Below are 19024 nucleotides of genomic sequence, written 5' to 3'. Positions count from 1 at the left end.
GCGCTAGGGAAATTATGTCAGTCTTCGGGCAATTCCGGGAAAGCGCTTGCCAACCCGGCGCGTCATGGTGCATGATCGATTGCAACGGGAATGCGCTTTCCCACACCACACGACTGAAAGCACCGGCATCCGCAAAGCGACCGGCACACAAGGCACTGGAGAAAACATGGGCTTCGAAACAAAGACGATCCGCATCGCCATGAACGGCATCACTGGCCGTATGGGCTACCGCCAGCACCTGCTGCGGTCCATCCTGCCCATCCGCGATGCCGGTGGCTTCACCCTTGAAGACGGCACCAAGGTGCAGGTGGAACCGATCCTGGTTGGCCGCAACGAAGCCAAGATCCGTGAACTCGCCGAGCTCCACAAGGTGTCCGAATGGACCACGGACCTGGACGCCGTGATCGCTGATCCCACCGTTGACATCATCTTTGACGCCTCCATGACCAGCCTCCGCGCCGCCACCCTGAAGAAGGCAATGCGCGCCGGAAAGCACATCTTCACCGAGAAGCCCACGGCAGAGACCCTGGAAGAAGCCATTGAACTGGCTCAGATCGGCAAGGAAGCCGGCGTTACCGCAGGCGTTGTGCACGACAAGCTGTACCTCCCCGGCCTGGTAAAGCTCCGCCGCCTGGTGGATGAAGGCTTCTTCGGCCGCATCCTGTCCATCCGCGGCGAATTCGGCTACTGGGTCTTCGAAGGCGATGTCCAGGCTGCGCAGCGTCCGTCCTGGAACTACCGCAAGGAAGACGGCGGCGGAATGACCACGGACATGTTCTGCCACTGGAACTACGTCCTTGAAGGCATCATCGGCAAGGTCAAGAGCGTCAACGCCAAGACCGCCACGCACATCCCCGCACGCTGGGACGAGGCCGGCAAGGAATACAAGGCCACTGCCGACGACGCTTCCTACGGCATCTTCGAGCTCGAAACCCCGGGCGGGGACGACGTCATCGGCCAGATCAACTCCTCCTGGGCCGTCCGCGTCTACCGCGACGAACTGGTTGAGTTCCAGATCGACGGCACGCACGGTTCCGCCGTCGCCGGTTTGAACAAGTGCGTTGCGCAGCAGCGCGCCCACACCCCCAAGCCTGTCTGGAACCCGGACCTGCCCGTCACCGAATCCTTCCGCAGCCAGTGGCAGGAAGTTCCCGCCAACGCTGAACTGGACAACGGCTTCAAGCTGCAGTGGGAAGAGTTCCTGCGCGACGTCGTCGCCGGCCGCGAGCACCGCTTCGGCCTCCTTTCCGCAGCACGCGGCGTGCAGCTGGCCGAACTCGGCCTGCAGTCCTCCGCCGAGCGCCGCACCATCGACATCCCGGAGATCACCCTCTAATGACGTCACTGATTCTTCCCACAGACGACGGCGGCACGCGCGAGTACCGCCTTCAGGCAGCCACCTCCTGGGCCAAGCCGACCGCACCTTTGACGGCCCGCCGCGCCTACGCCGCAGCCCATGTGATCCCCGAGGTCGCTGCGGACAACACTCCCGGCGCGCCGGCCCAGCTGGACTGGGACGCCACCCTGGCCTACCGGCACGAGCTGTGGTCCTACGGCCTGGGCGTTGCTGACGCCATGGACACCGCACAGCGCGGCATGGGCCTGGACTGGGCAGCCACGCAGCAGCTCATCAAGCGCACCGGCGCCGAGGCAGCCTCCGTTGTGGCAGCGGGCAACGCAGCCATCACCGGTAAGTCGGTCCGCGACCTCGTCTCCTGCGGCGCAGGCACCGATCAGCTGGACATTGCTGCCCTTCCTGAGGGAGCAGCCGGCATCCAGGCCGTCATCGACGCCTACCGCGAGCAGATCGCCGTCGTCAGCGAGGCCGGTCCCAAGGTCATCCTCATGGCATCCCGTGCCTTGGCCAAGGTTGCCAACGGCGCCGACGACTACCTGCACGTCTACTCGACGCTCCTGCAGGAAGTCGACCAGCCCGTCATCCTGCACTGGCTCGGCACCATGTTCGACCCCGCGCTGGCCGGATACTGGGGCTCGGACGACGTCTCCGTGGCCACCGAAACGTTCCTCAGCCTGATCCGTGAGCACTCGGACAAGGTTGACGGAGTGAAGGTTTCGCTGCTGGACGCCTCGCATGAGGTAGCCCTGCGTGCCAATCTTCCGGAAGGAGTCCGCCTCTACACCGGCGACGACTTCAACTACCCGGAACTGATCGACGGCGACCAAACCCACCACTCGGATGCGCTCCTGGGTATCTTCGCTGCCATCTACCCGGCCGCTTCGGTCGCGTTGCAGAAGTACGACGCCGGCCAAGGCGCCGAAGGCCGTGCGATCCTGGACTCCACCCGCGAGCTCGGAAAGCACATCTTCAGCGCACCCACGTTCTACTACAAGACCGGCATCGCTTTCATGTCCTGGCTCAACGGCAAGCAGCCCGGTTTCCAGATGGTGGGCGGCCTGCACTCGGGCCGTTCGGTCCTGCACCTGGCCAAGACCTTCGAACTGGCCGACCAAGCCGGACTGTTGAAGGATCCTTCGCTGGCCGCGTTCCGGATGTCCGACTTCCTGCGGATCAACGGGGTGGGCGCATGAGCGACTTCTCCCGACTGTCCCTGAATAGCGCCACCACCAAGAAGTGGACGCTTGCCGAGGCCGTGGATGGTTGCGCACGTGCCGGCATCCCCGCGATCGGGCCGTGGCGTGACCGCGTGGCCGAGGCCGGACTGGATAAGGCCGCCAAGCTGATCAAGGACGCCGGCCTCCGGGTTTCGTCGTTGTGCCGCGGCGGCTTCCTCACGGCGGCCGACGCTGAAGGACAGGCAGCCGCCCTGGCCGACAACTTCGAAGCCGTCCGCGAAGCCGTAGCACTGGACACCCAGGAGCTGTTCCTGGTGGTCGGCGGGCTCGCTCCGGGTGAGAAGGACGTAGTCGCTGCGCGCCAGCGTGTGGCCGACCGGCTCGAGGAACTGGTTCCTTTCGCTTCCGAAAACGGTGTCCGCTTGGTGCTGGAACCCCTGCACCCGATGTACGCCGCTGACCGCGCGCTGATCTCCACCCTTGGACAAGCACTGGATCTTGCCGCGCCCTATGACGCAAAGGCTGTTGGCGTCGCCGTCGACACTTTCCACGTCTGGTGGGATCCGGAACTGAAGGCCCAGATCGACCGTGCCGGCCGCGAGAACCGCCTTGCCTCCTATCAGGTGTGCGACTTCAACCTGCCCATCGCTGCGGACGCGTTGTTGTCCCGCGGCATGATGGGCGACGGCGTCATCGACTTCGCCACCATCGGCACCTGGGTCAGGGACGCCGGATACACGGGCGACATCGAGGTTGAAATCTTCAATCAGGAAATCTGGGATGCCGATGGCGACACCGTCCTGGAAACCATGAAGCAGCGCTACGCGGAGCTCGTCCTCCCGTTCGCGTAACACGTGATCCTCCCGCGGATGCCCTAAGCTCCGCGGGAGGATCACTCCAAGAACAAGCGGGTTCCTGCCACGGTCACGGCGGGGGCCCGCTTTTTGGTGCCCTGTTCGAGTGTCCGTCCTGGCTGTGTGTACGGCCATCACCCACTTTGAATCCTGGACGGCCGGACACGCCGCAACATGGGTGTGTCGCGGGGCCTGTGAGCTCCAAAGCAGGTGGTGGCGATACACCGGGTTTGTGTCGGCTGTGAGTCGGCGAACGGGCAAGTGAGATAAAAGGTACACAGCTGAAACATTGCGTCGATGGGAGGAAAAAATGCCCACCTACGCTGGTTTTACCTGGACAAAGAGGTCCACGAAACCACTGAAAGGACACCACCATGATGCTCTTGAAGACACTCAGCTTTTTCCTCGATGCCAGCGGCAACCACAGCGGTCCCTCCGGCGAATCCAGCCCCGAGCACTCCCCCGCTGTTGCCGTGCGACTGACGTCCAGCGCCTGGGAGGGCTGGTGGGATGACGCCGATCAGGGCTTTCCCGCCGAGGCCTGAACCGTCAGTGTCGGAGGCTTGTGAGGCTGCGGCTCAGAGGGCTCCTGCGGCTCAGGATGCCCGCGCGGCGAGCTGCATCTTGGCCTTCGGCAACCCGATAAAGGTGACCGATCCGCCGTCGTGCCCTTCCAATACGAGACTGATGTTCCGTGAGCCTTCTTGAGGTTCCACGGAGCTGACCTGGAAAATCTCACCACCGATCCGGACGTTGTCGCCGCCCTTGATGGCCTTGAGCTTCTTGTGCGGCATATCAGTTCTCACGGCGGCGATCTCCCTTGCTTGTCCGGTCCGGCTGGTCACCGTGGTTTTCCCGGATTTCCTCGCCATCCCGAATGACTTGGTCTTCCTTTTCCTGCATCTTGTCGCTCTTCTTGGTATCGCGCGGCGGGAGCTGGATGCTCTTTTCGGCTTCAATACCGCCCTGCAGTTGGCGCCCGCGTTCCATCTCGGCGTCAAACTCGGCACCGAACAGCAGGGACATGTTCAGGATCCAAAGCCACAGCAGCATGATGATGACGCCGGCCAGGGCGCCGTAGGTCTTGTTGTAGTTGCTGAAGTTGGCCACGTAGAAACCAAATCCCAGCGACGCCAGGGCAAAGATCACCAGCGCGGTGAAGGAGCCCATGCTCATCCACCGGAACTTGGGCTGCTTTACGTTGGGAGTGAAGTAGTAGAGGACTGCGATGATGGCCACCACGATCAAGATCAAGACCGGCCACTTGGCAACGTTCCAGACTGTCAGGGCCGCCTCTGACAGGCCAATGGCACCGCCGATGGCCTCTGCTACCGGGCCGCTCAGGACCAGCATGGCCGCGGCGATTGCGGCACCGACCACGGCAACGATGGTAACCGCGAGCATGGTGCCGCGCAGTTTGACGAACCCGCGGCCTTCATCCACTTCATAGACCCGGTTCATGGCCCTGCTGAAGGCTGTGGTGTAGCCGGACGCCGACCAGAGCGCCACCAAAATACCGAAAACCAAGGCGAGGCCGGCCGTATTGGACTGCGTCAGTTCCTCGATCGGCTGGCGCATGGCGTCCACACCCGGCCCCGGCGCGAACTGCTGAACGATGTCGAGCAACGCCGTGGTGGTGCGTCCGGCGTCGCCGAAGATGCCAATCAGCGAGACCAACGCCAGAAGCGCGGGGAAAAGGGAGAGCACAGCGTAATACGTCAGGCCGGCTGCAGCATCGGGACACTGGTCCTTGGTGAACTCCCGGAGCGTCCGCTTGGCGATGTACATCCAAGTGGGCTTGACCAGATCGTTGGGGCTGTCCGGCTTCCGCGAATCTTCCGGGGAAGGGGCGGTCTGCTCCTTGGCTGTGCTGGTGTGGGCTGAGTCTTGTGTAGTCATGGGGCACTCGTCCGTGGGGTTGGTTTTCGCGAACAACTGACTCATCAATAGTAAGCATGCTGATGAATCATGCGGAAGAACCCACGCCGAATTATCGCCTGCGACCCATAGGCGAAACTAGGCCAGCTTGCTCGCCAAAAGGAACTCGAACGGCGACTCAATGACCGACCTGATGACCTGTCCGGCAGCCCCAAGAAGGGTGCCGGAGTGCTCCAAGCTGGAAACACCCAGGCTATCCGGCTCCAGGAGTCCCGGCGCATAGCGCTCCAAGCTCACAAGCAACGCCGGCCTCAGCCACTCTGCCAGCAAAGCAAAGTGCCCACCGAGGACTACGGCGTCAATGTCCATCAAGCGGGCCGAGGATGCGAGCGCGACGCCCAAGTACCGCCCGGCGTCGTGCACTGCCTTCAGCGCGCCGGGATCCCGGGCGGCGAGGGCGGCCAGGAGCTGCTCCGTCCGATCCGCCAGTGAGCCGTCAGGGATATTGGCTGCCTCGAAGATGGCCTCCTGGCCGGCGAAAGTTTCCAGGCACCCCGCCCCGCCGCAGGAACACTCCGGCCCCTCCGGATGGACAACAATATGGCCCAGTTCGCCCGCCGATCCCCCGGGGCCCACATAGAGGTCGGAGCCAATAATGACACCGCCACCAACACCTACTTCGCCGGAGACGTAGAGGAAATCTGCAGGACCCCCGCCGTACCAAAGTTCGCCGAGGGCGGCACTGTTGGCCTCGTTGGACAGCCGGACGCCAAGGGGCGCACCCTCAAGCAAGGAACCGGGCTGCAGTTGCTCGTTTTCCCAGTGGAGATTGGGGGCGGACAGGACTATGTTCCGCTGCTCATCCACCAGGCCCGGGACGGCCAGGCCTCCACCAAGGATGGCCACGTTTTCGACTGCCGCTGCGGCAACCGCTTCAGCCACCAAACTTCCCAGCCGCTGCATGACCTCTTGGGGTGCCATGCCCCGGTTGCGCGATTCAACAATGGAATGGAAGCGGAGATTACCACCCAGATCCACCAGCCCCACGGCAAGGTAGTCAACGTTGATTTCCATGCCCACCACGCCGCGTCGCGAACTGAGCTCCAGCCCCTGGCCAGGCCTTCCCCGCTCTCCATCGCGGTAGAGGCCCACTTCGGAAACAAGGCCCGACTCCACCAGATCCGCCACGAGACTGGAGACCGCCGCCTTGGTAAGACCCGTTCCGGCCGCGAGTTGCGCACGGCTGGGCTTGGCATCGCCGGTCCGGGCAATGGAGTCCAGGACCAGCGAAAGATTTCGACGGCGGACATCGCCTACGCGGCCGGGCGCTGCTGACTCGTTCACTGGCGTGGGACTCCCTGCGGATTTGAAAAATTGTTGCTGGCTTCCATTGACCATGATCCATCATCCCCCATATAGTTCAGATTGAAAACTAATTGGAGTGCTTTTCTTCGCCTCCTTCCCCAGTGCTTTGCAAAGGAGCAAAATGACCCCGCAGCCCACCCCGCAGGACCGCTTCACCTTCGGCCTCTGGACCGTCGGTTGGACCGGCGCCGATCCTTTCGGCGTCGCTACCCGCCCGGCCCTTGACCCGGTGGAAGCAGTGCACAAGCTCAGCGAGCTTGGCGCGTACGGCATCACTTTCCACGACAATGACCTGATTCCTTTTGATGCCACCGCATCCGAGCGCGAGCTGATCCTCAAGAACTTCAAGGCAGCCTTGGCTGAGACCGGCCTGAAGACACCCATGGTCACCACCAACCTGTTCAGCCACCCCGTCTTCAAGGACGGTGGCTTTACCTCGAACGATCGCTCCATCCGTCGCTTCGCACTGAGCAAGATCCTCCGCAACATCGATCTCGCCGCCGAGCTTGGCGCCGAGACGTTCGTGATGTGGGGCGGTCGCGAAGGCAGCGAATATGACGGTTCCAAGGACCTCTCGGCAGCACTGGACCGCATGAAGGAAGGCGTGGACACCGCCGCCGGTTACATCAAGGAAAAGGGCTACAACCTCCGGATCGCACTGGAGCCGAAGCCGAACGAACCCCGCGGCGATATCTTCCTCCCCACCGTCGGACATGGATTGGCATTCATCGCGCAGCTCGAACACGGCGACATTGTGGGCCTCAACCCGGAGACGGGCCACGAGCAGATGGCCGGGCTGAACTTCACGCACGGCATCGCCCAGGCCCTGTGGGCCGGCAAGCTCTTCCACATTGACCTCAATGGCCAGCGCGGCATCAAGTACGACCAAGACCTGGTCTTCGGCCACGGCGACCTCACCAGCGCCTTCTTCACGGTGGACCTGCTGGAGAACGGGTTCCCCAACGGCGGCCCCACGTATGACGGCCCGCGCCACTTCGACTACAAGCCTTCACGCACCGACGGCTACGACGGCGTGTGGGAATCAGCCAAGTCCAACATGTCCATGTACCTCCTGCTGAAGGAACGCGCCCTGGCCTTCCGCGCAGATCCCGCTGTCCAGGAAGCCCTCGCCACCTCGGGCGTCTTCGAGTTGGGCCAGCCCACCTTGAATGCCGGCGAGACCACCGCCGACCTGCTGGCCGATGCCAGCGCTTTCGAAACGTTCGACGCCGATCAAGCCGCCGAGCGCTCGTTTGCCTTCGTCCGCCTCAACCAGCTGGCCATCGAGCACCTGCTCGGCGCCCGCTAAACCACAAAACCATCCCAGTCCCGGCGCCGGACCCGTCAAGCTTCGCTTGCAGGGCCGGCGCCGGTTCGCCAAAGGAACAAACGCATGCCTCTCGTAGCCGGGATCGATAGCTCCACCCAGTCCTGCAAAGTGGTCATCCGCGACTCAGCCACGGGCGCCTTGGTGCGCCAGGGCAGGGCCTCCCATCCGGCGGGCACGGAAGTCCACCCCGATCACTGGTGGAAGGCCCTCCAGGAAGCCATCGCAGAGGCTGGCGGCTTGGACGACGTCGAGGCTGTGTCCGTTGGCGGCCAGCAGCACGGGATGGTGTGCTTGGACGAATCCGGAAACGTAGTGCGTCCCGCGCTCCTGTGGAACGACACCCGCTCCGCACCCGACGCCGAGGAGCTGATCCTTGAAGCCGGCGAAGGCGATGCCGCCGCCGGAGCCTCCTTCTGGGCGTCCACCACCGGAACCGTGCCGGTGGCATCCTTGACTGCCACCAAGCTACGCTGGCTGGCCCGGAACGAACCGGAGAATGCTCGACGAACTGCCGCAGTTTGCCTGCCGCACGATTGGCTGTCCTGGCGTCTCGCCGGACATGGTCCGGGCAGCGGGCCGGCATCGCTGGAGCTATTGCGCACCGACAGGTCGGACGCTTCAGGTACGGGCTACTTCTCGGCCAGCAACGGCGAGTATCTTCCGGAGGTGCTCGAAAGCACGCTCGGCCATGTTCCCATCCTGCCCGTCGTGGTCGGGCCCCTGGAAGCTGCGGGCAAGACGCCTGGTGGCGCTTTGATCGGACCCGGAGCAGGTGACAACGCCGCAGCAGGCCTGGGCGTCAGCGCCGCCGTCGGGGATGTGGTCATTTCCATTGGAACTTCCGGGACCGTATTCGCGGTGTCGGACGTTCCGGCGCAGGATGTCAGCGGACTGGTCGCCGGCTTTGCCGATGCCACGGGCAACTTCCTTCCCCTTGCCTGCACCCTCAACGCCACCCGGATTTTTGACGCCACGGCGGCTTTGCTGGGGGTTGACCTCAACGAACTGGGCACCCTGGCGATGTCCGCTCCGGAAGGTGCTGAAGGACTGACCCTGGTCCCGTACTTCGAGGGCGAACGAACACCCAACCTGCCCGACGCGACGGGCTCGCTCCACGGCATCACCGTTTCCAACTACACACCGGCCAACCTGGCGCGGGCAGCGGTGGAGGGCGTCCTGTGTTCGTTGGCGGACGGACTCGCCGCACTGCAGGCCCAAGGCGTTTCCGCCCAACGCATCATCCTGGTGGGTGGAGGCGCGCAATCAGAAGCCGTCCAGCAAGTTGCAGCATCGGCCTTTGGGCTGCCGGTCTTCATACCCCGGCCCGGCGAGTACGTCGCAGATGGGGCTGCCCGGCAGGCAGCCGGTGTCCTGACGGGCCAGTTGCCGGAATGGCCCCTGGATGGCGTCGACGTCATGCCACAGGATTCCGAGGGAACCGCCCCGTTCCTAACGAGGTACCGCCACTACGCCGCCAAGGTGGCCCTGGGTTGATCATGGGTGCCGGTGATCTATCGTGACAGGGTGAGCTCAGATCAATCTGCACCAGCCCGTCCCCCCGTCATGGAGGACGTTGCCCGCGTGGCGGGAGTTTCCCACCAGACCGTTTCCCGGGTGCTGAACAACCACCCGAACGTGAGTTCCAAGACGCGTGAGCGTGTGGAACAAGCAATCACGGAGCTTGGGTACCGCAGGAACACCGCGGCACGCAGCCTGGTCACGCGACGCTCGCAAACCATTGGGGTTCTCGGCAGTGAAATGGCGCAGTACGGACCGTCGCACACGCTCCTCGGCGTTCAGCATGCGGCACGGGATGCAGGCTACTTCGTCAGCGTTGCGGGCTTGCGGGAAGTCACTCCGGAGACCATCAAGGACGCCATGGCACACTTCATGGACCAAGGCGTCGACGGCATAGTAGTCACAGTTCCGCACCCGGGGACCTTTGACGTCCTCAAAGACATTACCGCCCAAGTGCCTTTGGTTGCTGTTGGCTCCATCGGCGATGAGCACCTCACGGGGGCCACAGTAGACCAGCGCCAAGGTGCCAAGCTCGCCGTCGAGCACCTCCTGAGCCTTGGACATCAGCGGATAGGCCACCTGTCCGGACCTGCCGACTGGATTGACGCCGCTGCCCGCATTGACGGGTGGCAGGAGGCCCTGGTGGAGGCCGGCCTGGAACCGGCAACCTTGATCGAGGGCGACTGGAGTGCAGAGTGCGGCTACCGCGCAGGCCTGAAGATCGCCGCCGACCGTTCGGTCACTGCCCTGTTCGTGGCCAATGACCAGATGGCACTCGGTGTGCTGCGTGCGTTCAACGAGACAGGCGTGCAGGTTCCCGGCGACATCAGCGTTGTGGGCTTCGATGACCAACCTGAATCCGCCTACTTCATCCCCCCGCTGACAACGGTTGCGCAGGACTTCGAGGAACTCGGCCAGAGGTGCATCGGACTGCTGCTGGACCGTCTGGACGGCGGCACAACCCGCGAGGCAGCCACAGTCACGCCCCGCTTGGTGGTCCGCTCCACCACCGCCCCCGCACCCAACTGAGCCGCAGTAGATGCCGATGTGAGCCCGCAAAGCGGCATCTACTGCGAGCTACTTGGGGGCGTTCGGGGCCAGCTTCCGTCATGAGCACCGGTTCGACACCACCCGCTCTTGACATCAAAGTTGTGAGCGCTAACAATTACATCAGACCTTCTTCACTTTTCCACCCCGACCCCCGGCAATGAGGCCTTGGCCAGCCGGATGGAGACCCCATGAATACCTCTGAAAACCTCCCGCTGGACGAGCAGTTCGTCATCGGCGTGGACTATGGCACCCTGTCCGGACGCGCCGTCGTCGTGCGTGTATCGGACGGTGCAGAACTTGGCAGCGGCGTGTTCGAGTACCCGCACGCCGTCGTGTCGGAAAAACTGCCCGGCAGCGGCCAGCGGCTTCCCGCTGACTGGGCGCTTCAGGTCCCCAACGACTACCGCGACGTTCTACGCAATGCTGTACCGGCCGCCGTCGCCGATGCCGGGATCAACCCGGAACATGTGGTGGGTATTGCTACGGACTTCACCGCCTGCACCATGGTTCCGACGACGGCGGACGGCACGCCGCTGAACGAACTGGAACGCTTCGCGGACCGGCCGCACGCTTTCGTGAAGCTGTGGCGCCACCACGCGGCCCAGCCGCAGGCTGATCGGATCAACAAGCTCGCTGAAGAACGAGGTGAAGCATGGCTTCCCCGCTACGGCGGCCTGATCTCCTCCGAGTGGGAATTCGCCAAGGGACTGCAGCTTCTCGAGGAAGACCCGGAAGTCTACGGCGCCATGGACCACTGGGTCGAGGCTGCTGACTGGATTGTCTGGCAGCTCTGCGGCAGTTACGTCCGCAACGCCTGCACCGCCGGCTACAAGGGAATTTACCAGGACGGAAAATACCCCTCCGAGGACTTCCTGGCGGCGTTGAACCCTGAGTTCAAGGGCTTCGTGTCCGAAAAGCTGGAACACACCATTGGCCGATTGGGCGATGCCGCGGGATACCTCACCGAAGAAGCCGCAGCATGGACGGGGCTTCCGGCCGGAATTGCCGTGGCCGTGGGCAACGTGGACGCCCACGTCAGCGCCCCGGCTGCGAACGCCGTGGAACCCGGACAGCTCGTGGCCATCATGGGCACCTCCACATGCCACGTCATGAACGGGGACGTGCTCCGCGAAGTCCCCGGCATGTGCGGAGTAGTGGACGGCGGAATCGTCGACGGCCTCTGGGGTTACGAAGCCGGCCAATCCGGCGTTGGCGATATTTTTGGCTGGTTCACCAAGAACGGTGTCCCGCCGGAGTATCACCAGGCCGCCAACGACAAGGGCCTGGGTATCCACGAATACCTGACCGAACTCGCGCAGAAGCAGGCAATCGGCGAGCACGGACTGATCGCCCTGGACTGGCACTCGGGCAACCGTTCAGTGCTGGTTGACCACGAACTTTCAGGAGTGGTTGTGGGCCAGACCTTGGCCACCAAGCCCGAAGACACCTACCGTGCACTTCTGGAGGCAACGGCGTTCGGAACCCGCACCATCGTGGACGCCTTCCGCGACTCGGGTGTCCCGGTCAAGGAATTCATCGTGGCCGGCGGGCTCCTGAAGAACAAGTTCCTGATGCAGGTCTACGCCGACATCACCGGCTTGCAGCTCTCCACTATCGGGTCCGAACAGGGCCCAGCGCTGGGCTCGGCCATCCACGCCGCTGTTGCCGCCGGAAAGTACAAGGACATCCGCGAAGCCGCAGCCTCCATGGCAGCTGCTCCCGGCGCGGTGTACACCCCCATCCCCGAAAACGTGGCGGCCTACGAGGTCCTCTTCCAGGAATACAAAGCCCTTCACGACTACTTCGGCCGCGGCACCAACAACGTCATGCACCGCCTCAAGTCCATCCAACGAGCCGCCATTCAGGGCTCGGCACAAGGGTCGGCCCGGTCCAACAGCCTTGAAGGAGCCTCCGCATGAGCACACTGTTGGAAACCATCGCGAAGGTCCGCAAGGAAGTCTGCGAGCTGCATGCAGAACTCACCCGCTACGAACTGGTGGTGTGGACCGCGGGCAATGTCTCGGGCCGTATCCCCGGGCACGACCTCATGGTCATCAAGCCTTCGGGCGTTTCCTATGACGACCTCACGCCCGAGCTCATGGTGGTCACTGATCTTTATGGCACACCTGTGCGGGGCATCAACACCGGAAGTGCCGGGACTGTGGACTGGGGCAACCCGGACCTCTCCCCGTCATCGGATACGGCCGCGCATGCTTATGTCTACCGGCACATGCCCGAGGTAGGCGGCGTGGTCCACACCCACTCCACCTACGCCACGGCCTGGGCTGCCCGCGGGGAGGAAATCCCCTGCGTCCTGACCATGATGGGCGACGAGTTCGGCGGTCCCATCCCCGTAGGGCCCTTTGCCCTCATCGGTGACGACTCGATCGGCCAAGGCATCGTTGAGACCCTCAAAAACTCCAACTCGCCCGCGGTCCTGATGCAAAACCATGGACCCTTCACCATCGGCAAGGACGCCCGCAGCGCCGTCAAAGCAGCGGTGATGTGCGAGGAAGTGGCAAGGACAGTCCACATTTCCCGCCAACTCGGTGCTCCCCTGCCCATAGATCAAGCCAAGATCGAGTCCCTCTTCGACCGATACCAGAACGTTTACGGCCGCTAACCCGGTCAGCCAGAAGCCAGCTCACAAAACCCAAGAAAACCCAGGAGCCACCATGCCCAGCGCCAACAACACGTCCGCCAACTCCACCTCCCTGGGGCAGTACGAGGTCTGGTTCCTCACCGGCAGCCAGCACCTTTACGGCGAGGACGTCCTCAAGCAGGTCGCAGCGCAGTCGCAGGAGATTGCCAACGCCCTGAACGCCAGCAGCGATGTTCCGGTGAAGCTCGTATGGAAGCCGGTCCTCACCGATTCCGACGCGATCCGCCGCACAGCACTGGAAGCCAACTCGGACGACTCCGTGATCGGCGTGACCGCATGGATGCACACCTTCAGCCCCGCCAAGATGTGGATCCAGGGCTTGGATGCGCTCCGCAAGCCTCTGCTGCACCTGCACACACAGGCCAACCGGGACCTGCCCTGGGCTGACATCGATTTCGACTTCATGAACCTCAACCAGGCAGCCCACGGCGACCGCGAGTTCGGGTATATCCAGTCGCGCCTCGGCGTGCCGCGGAAGACCGTCGTCGGACATGTTTCCAATCCTGAGGTTGCCCGCCAGGTGGGCGCATGGCAGCGTGCCTCGGCCGGCTGGGCCGCCGTCCGCACGCTGAAGCTGACCCGTTTCGGCGACAACATGCGCAATGTCGCCGTCACCGAAGGCGACAAGACCGAAGCGGAACTGCGCTTCGGCGTTTCGGTCAACACCTGGTCCGTCAATGAGCTCGCCGACGCCGTGCACGGCGCGGAAGAGTCCGACGTCGACGCCTTGGTAGCGGAGTACGAGCGCCTTTACGAGGTGGCTGACGAGCTGAAGGCGGGCGGCACCCGCCACGAGTCGTTGAGGTACAGCGCCAAGATCGAGCTGGGCCTCCGGAGTTTCCTGGAAGCCAACGGTTCTGCGGCGTTCACCACGTCCTTCGAGGATTTGGGCGCTTTGCGGCAACTGCCGGGCATGGCTGTCCAGCGCCTCATGGCCGACGGTTACGGCTTCGGCGCCGAGGGCGACTGGAAGACCGCCATCCTGGTCCGCGCCGCCAAGGTCATGGGCGGTGACCTGCCCGGCGGCGCGTCGCTGATGGAGGATTACACCTACCACTTGGAACCGGGCAGCGAGAAGATCCTGGGCGCGCACATGCTGGAGGTCTGCCCTTCCCTGACCGCCACGAAGCCGCGCGTGGAGATCCACCCGCTGGGCATCGGTGGCAAGGAAGACCCTGTCCGCATGGTGTTCGACACCGACGCGGGCCCCGGCATCGTTGTTGCCCTGTCCGACATGCGTGATCGGTTCCGCCTGGTAGCCAACGTTGTGGACGTCGTAGATCTCGACCAGCCGCTGCCCAACCTGCCGGTTGCCCGCGCCCTCTGGGAGCCGAAGCCCAACTTCGCCACGTCGGCGGCCGCGTGGCTCACCGCCGGAGCCGCACATCACACGGTATTGTCCACGCAGGTGGGCCTTGAGGTGTTCGAGGACTTCGCCGAAATCGCCAAGACCGAACTCCTCACCATCGACGAAAGCACCACCATCAAACAGTTCAAGAAGGAACTCAACTGGAACGCCGCGTACTACAAGCTGGCTGGCGGCCTGTGAGCACTGAATTCACGCTGAACGCGGGCGGTTACACGGCCGTTGTTACCGCCCGCGCGGCCGCGCTGCGCGTCCTGCAGTTCCAGGGCAGGGACCTCGTTGTCCCCTTCCCGGAGGGGGGTCCGATCCCGGACTACCGTGGCGTCATCGCCGCGCCATGGCCCAACAGGATCGCAGACGGCACCTACAGCTTCGACGACGTGAAGCACCAGGTGGCCCTTAACGAGCCCGAGCGGGCGACGGCCTTGCACGGGCTCGCCTTTCCGCTGGATTGGATCCTAAAAGAGTCCGACGCCGGCTCACTCACCTTGACGTGCATGGTGGGCCCCACGGCCGGATACCCGTTCGTGCTGGAACTTTCAGCCCGGTTCGCCTTGGACGAGACGGGGCTTCACACCTCTGTCACGGCCCGCAACGCTGCCGACGTCGCCGCCCCCTACGGCGTGTGCCCGCACCCCTACCTGGTGGCCGGCACTTCGCCGCTGGATGAGTGGGTTCTGGAGTTTTCAGCCGACTCGTTCCTGGAAGTCACACCTGACAGGCTCCTGCCCGTGGGTGTTGTTCCCGTGGAAGGTCACGAGTTCGACTTCCGTTCAGCGCGCATCATCGGCAGCACCGAGATCGACCACGCCTTTACGGGAATAACGTTCGACGGCGGGCTGGCGCGGCTGTCGCTGCGGGACCCGGCGAGCACCGGCGTCGGGATGTCCTGGGACGAAAGCTGCCCTTGGCTTCAGATCCACACGGCTGACAAGCCGGCACCCCTGCCCAACCGCCTGGGCCTGGCCGTGGAACCCATGACGTGCCCACCGGATGCCTTCAACAGCGGGATGGACTTGATCCGGCTGGAACCGGGCGCGGAGCACACCGCGTCCTGGAGCATCTACGCCCTGTAGCCATCCAACTAGGTAACAGCAAATGTCGCTATGGGCATCTGTCATGTCTCATGACCTTGTAGACACTTCATGTCTCATGACTTCGTAGACAGTTGGTGTCTCATGACTGTGTGGACACTTCGGCTTGGGGCTCTGTTTGTCGGTTTTTGAGGGGTGGGTAGTTCGTCCGTTTCTTGCGGGTGCCTCGTGGGTCGGCTTCGACTCCTGTGGGTTTGCCGTTGCCGACGTAGGGTGTGCCTCGGGGCGGCAGTGAGTGCGTGATGATCTCGGTGCCGCGGGCGTCGAAGAAGACGATGGTGCTTTCGTCGTGGAGGATGTGCACGGTGGCGCCGATGTGTTCTTTGCCCAGTTTGAAATGGGTTCCCAGGATCGTCGCGCATCCGTTTCGGTTCACTGTTCGTTGCGTGGTTCGCCGTTCAGGTCCGGGTGTGGGCTCTCGTGGGGTCGCTGGCGGGGGTGTCTTGGGGGTTGCGTTCCATGCTTCCTGGGGTGTCATTGCCGGTGAGAGTGCCTGGTGTTCCCGTTCGCTGTTGTAGTAGAGATCGAACGCGTCAACCTGGAGTTGCAGGGCGGCCATTGAGGATGCAGGTGGTTGCCGGTGCAGGTATCGGTGCAGTGTCTGATGGAAGCGTTCGTTCTTGCCCTGAGTGGTTGGTTTGTAGGGTTTGCCCGTGATCGGCTCCACGCCCCTGGCCTTGAGGAACTCCACGAGCGCCCCCGTGCGGCCGCGGCGGGTGGGATTCAGTGCCAAGCCCTTGTCGGAGAGGAATTTCTGCGGTGCCCCGTGGCGTTCGATGGCCTGTGTGACCACCGCAACCGCGGCGGCGCTGGTCTCCCCGGTAGCGACCAAGGACGCCAGCGCAAGACGTGAATGGTCATCGATGAGCTGAAAGATCACCACCGTCTTCCCGTCAGCGAGTTGCCATTGGGTCGAATCGATCTGCCAGCACGCGTTCGGCTGGGGATAGACGAACCTTTTGTAAGCGCTTCGTGGTTTCTTCCGAGGTTCGGGCACTACCACCCCCGCCCGAACAAATATCCTGGCCACGGTGGCGCGGGAGGGCGGTTTGAAGCCCTGTCTGGAGAGCTTCGCGATAACCGAGAGTGGGCCGTGATCGAGCCCGCTCTCGTGTAGTTCCTCCCTGGTGCCCAGCAGTAGCTCGATCATGGCCGGTGCCGTGCTGGTCGGCGTCGTCCTCGGAAGCGTGGACTTCTTCTCCAACGCCTTCACCGGCCCCACCTCAGCTGCCGCCGCCCGGACCCGGTAGAACCAGGCCCGGGAAACGTTGTGCTTCCTGCAGAACGCTGAGACCGCGCCCCTGGGCGAATCCTCGGACCACGTTGCCACAGCATGCCGGATCCTGATGTCCGGCTGGGATTTACTCATGAACAGCAGCAAACCCGCCCACGAACTGTCCACGATGTCCTGAGACAGAGTGTCTACGAAGTCATGAGACAGAACTGTCTATTAAGTCATGAGACTCCACAGTCGCTATGGGCATCCATTGGGACATCTGCTGTTACCTAGTTGGGTTGGGTCGTCATGAAAGCTGCCACGGCTCCACTCCATTCATGAGGAGAGTTCTTCACCTCGATGTATGTGAAGTTGAAGTTATGGGGAATGGCGTGCAGACCAGATTCAGGAAACTCATTGGCGTGGCTGTTGCGGGCATGCTGGCGCTGAGTTCGTGCGGCACCGTGCCGCATGACTCGGTGGCGGGACAGACTCGCGCAGAAGCCCGGGAAGCCTTGGAAGCCGTGCCTGGAATCACCGTCGCCGGCTTGTCCGGGGGCGAGAAGCCAAACGGCAAAACCAACACCGGCTACACCGTGGATTTGGAGATCGAGCCCGGCTACAGCGTGAAACGCGGCGACCTTCTTATTGACTACGCAGTCCGCCTCATTTGGTCGATCGGAGAGGGATATATGCCCACCGAAGAACTACGCCTGGTGGTTACCACTGCCGAATGGGAACCCTTTTTCGACCTGGTTGCGGCAACGGAAGCGGCCCACCTGAGCGCCAAGGCAACCCAGATCGGCGATCGGAATACGGTGCTCATTCCCGTGGATATCGACCACCCGGACGGTGAACGGAACCTGTCCCGGATCGCCACGAACGGGCGGTGGCCGATCGATGTCCCGGCACCGCTTCCGCTGGACGTAACAGTCAAGCGAGGCTAGGCCTGCGCCCAACAAGCGTCGCCGGACAAAGGCCGGCGTCGCCGCCTTCCTCGGCCCCGCGCCAAGCACACCGCCTCCTGGAGCATCTACGCCCTGCAGTCGCCCAACTAGGTAACAGCAAACGTCGCTATGGGCATCCATTGGGACATGTGCTGTTACTCAGTTGGGTGCGGACTTAGTTGGGTGCGCCCGCAGTACTTTGGCGGACCACCAACTCGGGCGTGAACACCACGGCCCGGTGCTTGGTTCCGCCGCTTTCCTGTTCTTCCGCGAGCAGCTCGATCGCCGTCCGGCCCAAGGCCTCGGTGGGCTGGCGGATGGAAGAGAGCGGAACCACTGCGGAGATGGCGAAATCGATGTCGTCATAGCCGATGAGCGCAATGTCCTCCGGGATCCGGACCGTCCGCAACATGGTCAGCGACTGCATGACGCCCAGCGCCAGGAGGTCGTTGGAGCAGAACACGGCTTCAGGCCGGAGCTCCGGGGCGCGTTCCACCAGGCTGTTGCCCACCTGCCTGCCGGCCAGAACGGTCTGGCCAGCAGAATCCAGGACTTCAACACTGGCCCCGGATACCTCTGCCACAGCACGCTGCGCGCCTTTGAGTCGGCTCGCCACCTGGCGGATGGACGGCGTACCAACAAATGCCAGACGACGGCGGCCCAGGTCCAGCAGGTGCTTGGCGGCAAGATAACCGCCCTCCTGGTCATCCACGGAGACCGAGCTGCAGCGTTCAGTGTCTGCAAGCTCGTCCACCAGAACCGTGGGCACGCCCCGTTCGCGCAAAGTATCGATCCGCTCCGCCACATCCCCTACCGGAGAGATGAGCAGCCCTTGGACGCGTTGCTCCTGGAAAAGGTCCATGTAGTGCGCTTCGCGGGAGGAATCCTGCCCGCTGTCGCCTACCAGGACCACGCTTCCGAGTGCGGTGGCGGCGTCCTCTGCGGCGCGGGCCACCGAGGAGAAGAAGGGGTTCCCGACGTCAAGGACGATCAGCCCGATGGTCCGGCTTTGGCCGGCGCGGAGCTGTCGGGCGGCATCATTGCGGACGAAACCGAGTTCAGCAATGGATTTCAGGACGCGTTCCTTGGTCCTCTGCGAAACCCTGTCCGGATAGTTCAGCACATTGGAAACAGTTCCCACTGCTACTTGGGCATGGGTGGCAACGTCTTTGATGCTGGCTGTCTGGGACATGCTTTCCGATCTCCGCT

Annotated in this window: 17 protein-coding genes; 12 read left to right on the top strand and 5 right to left on the bottom strand. The window is 63.4% G+C overall.

The features are described from left to right. The first annotated feature begins 166 nt into the window (after positions 1–166). From M1D51_RS02370 to M1D51_RS02355, 4 genes are all read left to right on the top strand, one after another. The gene (locus M1D51_RS02370) at positions 167–1336 is read left to right on the top strand and encodes a Gfo/Idh/MocA family protein (RefSeq protein ID WP_166842176.1); all 1170 of its coding nucleotides are present in this window, start codon (positions 167–169) and stop codon (positions 1334–1336) included. Continuing rightward, positions 1336–2550, top strand: a complete 1215-nt coding sequence (locus tag M1D51_RS02365) for a dihydrodipicolinate synthase family protein (protein WP_458108382.1) — start codon at positions 1336–1338, stop codon at positions 2548–2550. Before M1D51_RS02370 ends, M1D51_RS02365 begins: the two co-directional genes overlap by 1 nt. Then, positions 2547–3386 (top strand): sugar phosphate isomerase/epimerase family protein, encoded by an 840-nt coding sequence (locus M1D51_RS02360; protein ID WP_458108381.1) that lies wholly within the window; start codon positions 2547–2549, stop codon positions 3384–3386. The genes M1D51_RS02365 and M1D51_RS02360 overlap by 4 nt, the downstream gene beginning before the upstream one ends. 377 nt (positions 3387–3763) lie before the next feature. Then, the gene (locus M1D51_RS02355) at positions 3764–3934 is read left to right on the top strand and encodes a hypothetical protein (protein WP_311213942.1); all 171 of its coding nucleotides are present in this window, start codon (positions 3764–3766) and stop codon (positions 3932–3934) included. Positions 3935–3985: 51 nt separating this feature from the next. Here M1D51_RS02355 and M1D51_RS02350 read toward each other — a convergent pair whose 3' ends face one another. The 3 genes from M1D51_RS02350 to M1D51_RS02340 form a co-directional block, all read right to left on the bottom strand. Next, on the bottom strand, positions 3986–4195 hold the full coding sequence (locus tag M1D51_RS02350; protein WP_458108380.1) for a hypothetical protein: 210 nt from the start codon (positions 4193–4195) through the stop codon (positions 3986–3988). Then, positions 4185–5288: a YihY/virulence factor BrkB family protein gene (locus tag M1D51_RS02345; protein ID WP_458108379.1), complete on the bottom strand. Its 1104-nt coding sequence runs from the start codon at positions 5286–5288 to the stop codon at positions 4185–4187. The genes M1D51_RS02350 and M1D51_RS02345 overlap by 11 nt, the downstream gene beginning before the upstream one ends. Before the next feature lie 117 nt (positions 5289–5405). Next, positions 5406–6611 carry an ROK family transcriptional regulator gene (locus M1D51_RS02340; RefSeq protein ID WP_458108378.1) on the bottom strand — a complete coding sequence of 402 codons (1206 nt, stop codon included), beginning with the start codon at positions 6609–6611 and terminating at the stop codon, positions 5406–5408. Positions 6612–6753: 142 nt separating this feature from the next. Here M1D51_RS02340 and xylA point away from each other — a divergent pair, with 142 nt between their 5' ends. From xylA to M1D51_RS02305, 7 genes are all read left to right on the top strand, one after another. After that, positions 6754–7941, top strand: coding sequence for a xylose isomerase (gene xylA, locus M1D51_RS02335; RefSeq protein WP_458108377.1), 1188 nt, complete (start codon positions 6754–6756; stop codon positions 7939–7941). 84 nt (positions 7942–8025) lie between these two features. Next, positions 8026–9456, top strand: a complete 1431-nt coding sequence (gene xylB / locus M1D51_RS02330; RefSeq protein WP_458108376.1) for a xylulokinase — start codon at positions 8026–8028, stop codon at positions 9454–9456. 69 nt (positions 9457–9525) lie between these two features. Beyond that, positions 9526–10509, top strand: a complete 984-nt coding sequence (locus M1D51_RS02325; RefSeq protein WP_458109533.1) for a LacI family DNA-binding transcriptional regulator — start codon at positions 9526–9528, stop codon at positions 10507–10509. A gap of 209 nt (positions 10510–10718) precedes the next feature. Further along, a complete protein-coding gene (araB, locus tag M1D51_RS02320) occupies positions 10719–12449 on the top strand; it encodes a ribulokinase (protein WP_458108375.1) in 1731 nt (576 codons plus the stop codon). Beyond that, entirely contained in the window at positions 12446–13153 is a 708-nt protein-coding gene (locus tag M1D51_RS02315; RefSeq protein WP_172325654.1) for an L-ribulose-5-phosphate 4-epimerase, read from the top strand. The genes araB and M1D51_RS02315 overlap by 4 nt, the downstream gene beginning before the upstream one ends. A gap of 52 nt (positions 13154–13205) precedes the next feature. After that, positions 13206–14741, top strand: a complete 1536-nt coding sequence (gene araA / locus M1D51_RS02310) for an L-arabinose isomerase (RefSeq protein ID WP_458108374.1) — start codon at positions 13206–13208, stop codon at positions 14739–14741. Further along, a complete protein-coding gene (locus M1D51_RS02305; RefSeq protein ID WP_458108373.1) occupies positions 14738–15634 on the top strand; it encodes an aldose 1-epimerase family protein in 897 nt (298 codons plus the stop codon). Before araA ends, M1D51_RS02305 begins: the two co-directional genes overlap by 4 nt. A 100-nt stretch (positions 15635–15734) precedes the next feature. Here M1D51_RS02305 and M1D51_RS02300 read toward each other — a convergent pair whose 3' ends face one another. Continuing rightward, positions 15735–17021, bottom strand: coding sequence for a DDE-type integrase/transposase/recombinase (locus M1D51_RS02300; protein ID WP_458108372.1), 1287 nt, complete (start codon positions 17019–17021; stop codon positions 15735–15737). 239 nt (positions 17022–17260) lie between these two features. On the opposite strand from M1D51_RS02300, the gene M1D51_RS02295 reads away from it, so the two are divergent. Then, positions 17261–17815: a hypothetical protein gene (locus M1D51_RS02295; RefSeq protein ID WP_458108371.1), complete on the top strand. Its 555-nt coding sequence runs from the start codon at positions 17261–17263 to the stop codon at positions 17813–17815. A 175-nt stretch (positions 17816–17990) separates the two neighbouring features. On the opposite strand, the gene M1D51_RS02290 is transcribed toward M1D51_RS02295, so the two are convergent. Further along, complete coding sequence (locus M1D51_RS02290) at positions 17991–19007, bottom strand: LacI family DNA-binding transcriptional regulator (RefSeq protein WP_172322849.1); 1017 nt, start codon at positions 19005–19007, stop codon at positions 17991–17993. Between the last annotated feature and the right edge of the window lie 17 nt (positions 19008–19024).

This window comes from Arthrobacter sp. R3-55 (assembly GCF_054161505.1).
This window is presented reverse-complemented; position numbering and strand designations above follow the sequence as displayed.